This is a genomic window from Chamaesiphon sp. OTE_20_metabat_361, assembly GCF_031364565.1.
Genome location: NZ_JANLWO010000044.1, coordinates 1 through 2751 on the forward strand (window position 1 = coordinate 1; position 2751 = coordinate 2751).

General features: G+C 45.3%; 5 protein-coding genes. 4 read left to right on the forward strand and 1 reads right to left on the reverse strand.

The features are described 5' to 3' along the window. On the forward strand, nucleotides 1-434 hold a 434-nt coding region (locus tag RMO35_RS01090; RefSeq protein WP_309737968.1), incomplete at its 5' end, for a TetR/AcrR family transcriptional regulator. A 222-nt stretch (nucleotides 435-656) separates the two neighbouring features. Here RMO35_RS01090 and RMO35_RS01095 read toward each other — a convergent pair. Beyond that, complete coding sequence (locus RMO35_RS01095) at nucleotides 657-1433, reverse strand: 7-carboxy-7-deazaguanine synthase QueE (protein WP_309737969.1); 777 nt, start codon at nucleotides 1431-1433, stop codon at nucleotides 657-659. Nucleotides 1434-1490: 57 nt separating this feature from the next. Here RMO35_RS01095 and RMO35_RS01100 point away from each other — a divergent pair, with 57 nt between their 5' ends. The 3 genes from RMO35_RS01100 to RMO35_RS01110 form a co-directional block, all read left to right on the forward strand. Further along, nucleotides 1491-1637, forward strand: coding sequence for a hypothetical protein (locus tag RMO35_RS01100; protein ID WP_309737970.1), 147 nt, complete (start codon nucleotides 1491-1493; stop codon nucleotides 1635-1637). Then, the gene (locus tag RMO35_RS01105; RefSeq protein WP_309737971.1) at nucleotides 1638-2243 is read left to right on the forward strand and encodes a hypothetical protein; all 606 of its coding nucleotides are present in this window, start codon (nucleotides 1638-1640) and stop codon (nucleotides 2241-2243) included. A gap of 153 nt (nucleotides 2244-2396) precedes the next feature. Next, nucleotides 2397-2751: DNA-formamidopyrimidine glycosylase family protein (locus tag RMO35_RS01110; RefSeq protein ID WP_309737973.1), on the forward strand; the 355-nt coding region annotated here is incomplete at its 3' end.

The following is a 2751-nucleotide window of genomic DNA, read 5'->3' on the forward strand; positions in this document are numbered from 1 at the left end:
CTCGTCCGATCGTCGAGCAAGAATTAGCACTGCTCAAGCAACTTCAGGCGGAGGGTCGAGTGCCATCGGTAGAAGCGATCTTGACCGCATTATTCAAACCCTGTCTAGAATTTTTGGCTCAAGACAAAGAGTTCTTATTCGTTCACACGCAATTTATGGGGCGGTGTTGGACGGAACCCGAACCGCTCAAGAGTATCGTGGAGGAGGAATTTTCGGCATCGATCGAAGCATTTTTGGATGTGTTACAACGGGCACTACCCGACCGATCGAGATCGCAGCTTGCCTGGAAATTCGATCTGGTAATTGCCGCACTAAATCGAGTCCAATCTGAAGCTGGGCAACCTTGGGCACTGATCCAAAGTACAGATCCCCAAGCAATTCAATCAGCAATCGAGCAACTAGTGAAGTTTCTCAGTCCGGGGATGCGATCGTAACTACTCCCTTCCCAGTGTCACATTAGACATCTAGAGTAGTGAGTGAATAGTGAATAGTGGATAGCTTGCACTGTTGGCGTTGGCGTAGCCTGCCATCGGCACAGTGTGGATAGGCGACCGACATCACAAATCGAAATTGTCTATTTCTTGAGTGGGAAGGGTGTAAGTAACCATCTATGGGGAAAACCAACACGATCGATCTGCGTCAAAGGTCGATAATAACTATAACTGTCCCAGCATCTTATGTGTTTGCGGAATTACGCGAATATGTGGTACATACTCCTTCATTAAAGCTTGCCAAGCTAGAACTTGTGCTGGTGTCGGAGCTGTTAAAGCCGGATTAGTATGGGGACTGGCTAGTGCGGTCATTGGTTGTAAGAAAATAATAATGCCATCGCTCACATCAGCGACTAACTGCGCTGCTTTCTTAAGTTCCTCTGGATTAGTAGTTTGGGAAATAATAATTTTTACAAACACTTCGACCTTAGCAGCTTGACATAATTGCAAAAATTCTCGATGTTTTTCCCAATGACTTTCACCGCTGACACTCGGTAACTTGATATCCATTCCCACCAGATCCAAGTAAGGTAAAACCTGCGCTAGCTGGCTGGGGCGATGTCCGCCAGTTTCGAGATAAATCGGTAACTGCGTCAATTGTTTAACTCGCGGCAAAAATTCGACCAGGAAGGGGGCATGTAATAAAGGTTCGCCACCAGTAATACTGATACTATCGTGCAGATGCGGCACATTTTGCCGATCGACCCACGTTAATAATTGGGGCAGCTCGATCGGGTTATCATGAGTGACAAAATCCCGCTCTCCTGGAGTCTGCTCGATCGAGCATGTCGGTTGTTTCGTCCAAGTATGTTGGCTGTCGCAGTAAGCGCAACGCAAGTCGCAGCCACCAAACCGAACGAAGATCTGGCGCGTCCCCACATTAATGCCCTCACCCTGAATCGCCGAGAAAATTTCAATTAAGTTAGCTGTGAGTGCAGTCATAGGAGCGAAGACGAGGGATAACCGATGAACTAACTATTCTAGATCGGGTTCGATCGGATGACATTAACTCAAGTCGATAGCTCACCTGATTATTATTTCCAGATTCGAGTAACATCGAGAAAGTTTCCGTATATATTGAGTAGTCGATCGGTTTCAATTTCTAGTGTTGTCAGTGGTTATGAATTATTGATGGAATTAATTTAAATGATGGATGCTCAAGAATGGTTACTGGATTTTGTAAGGTTTTATAAAGAATTAGGTTTTTTTGAGGAGCATTCACATTTATCAGAGAGGAGTATCGCTGACTGGATCGGAAAGAAGAAGGGGCTAGATTTAAGCCAGAAAAGCTGTAGAAAGGACTATGTAGTTCTGGGCTATCTCACACGAGTATGGGGAGTAGCACTTGACGCTGTTGATTCTTTCGATTTTTCCCACGCTAAAGAAGTTGGATATGGTTGGAAGTTGCACGAAGATATTTTGAATGGCTGGGCGGGTATATCAAGAGGTTCATTCCGTCCAGAAGGAGTAAAATCTACATGGCACAGTGCTGAAGAGCCGATAAGAGTTGAGTTTACGCTTGCCGATGTGCCTTACGTTCTTCAACTTGAGCCTGATTTGCTAGATGACGACTCTTTCTACTATTACTGCAACTTAACATTGATGAAACTGGCAGAAGCTCTCAATCCTTGCATAAGAGAGACTGGGTATCACTTCGTAGTCTGGGATTTAGGATGTGCAGCCTTAGTTATGTGTGTCACTCCTAATGAGAAAAGCCTTATTGCAGAGGGTAGAGATGCTAATTTTCTGTAATTTGAGGAGTTGTAGTCCGTAGGTTGGGTAGAGCGACAGCGAAACCCAACGAACACATCAATACCCTAGAGATGTTGGGTTTCATTCTTCAACCCAACCTACTAATGAATTTATTAATTGATAACTCTTTGCCAGCCATAGCCCAAAAACCCCATGCCTGAAGGCCCAGAAATTAAATTAGCCGCCGATAAGATTGCTAAAGATATTGTCGATCGATCCCTCACCGAAGTCTCCTTTGCTTTCGATCGTCTCAAGTCCTTTGAAGCCGAACTCACCGCCGCCCGGATTGTCTCTGTCACCCCCAAGGGCAAAGCCCTACTGACTCGCTTTAGTAATCAACTCAGCATTTATAGTCACAATCAGCTTTACGGCGTTTGGTACACTCGTTGCGCCTACGATTATCCAACCACCAATCGACAGCTGAGGTTAGCAATTCATACCGAAAAGCGATCGGCACTACTCTACAGTGCCTCAGATATTGACGTATTAGACGACGACCAAATCGCCG

Coding starts and splice junctions, on each gene's coding strand:
- RMO35_RS01105 (WP_309737971.1), top strand. CDS start 1,638: ATGATGGATGCTCAAGAATGGTTACTGGATTTTGTAAGGTTTTATAAA.
- RMO35_RS01100 (WP_309737970.1), top strand. CDS start 1,491: ATGACATTAACTCAAGTCGATAGCTCACCTGATTATTATTTCCAGATT.
- RMO35_RS01095 (WP_309737969.1), bottom strand. CDS start 1,433: ATGACTGCACTCACAGCTAACTTAATTGAAATTTTCTCGGCGATTCAG.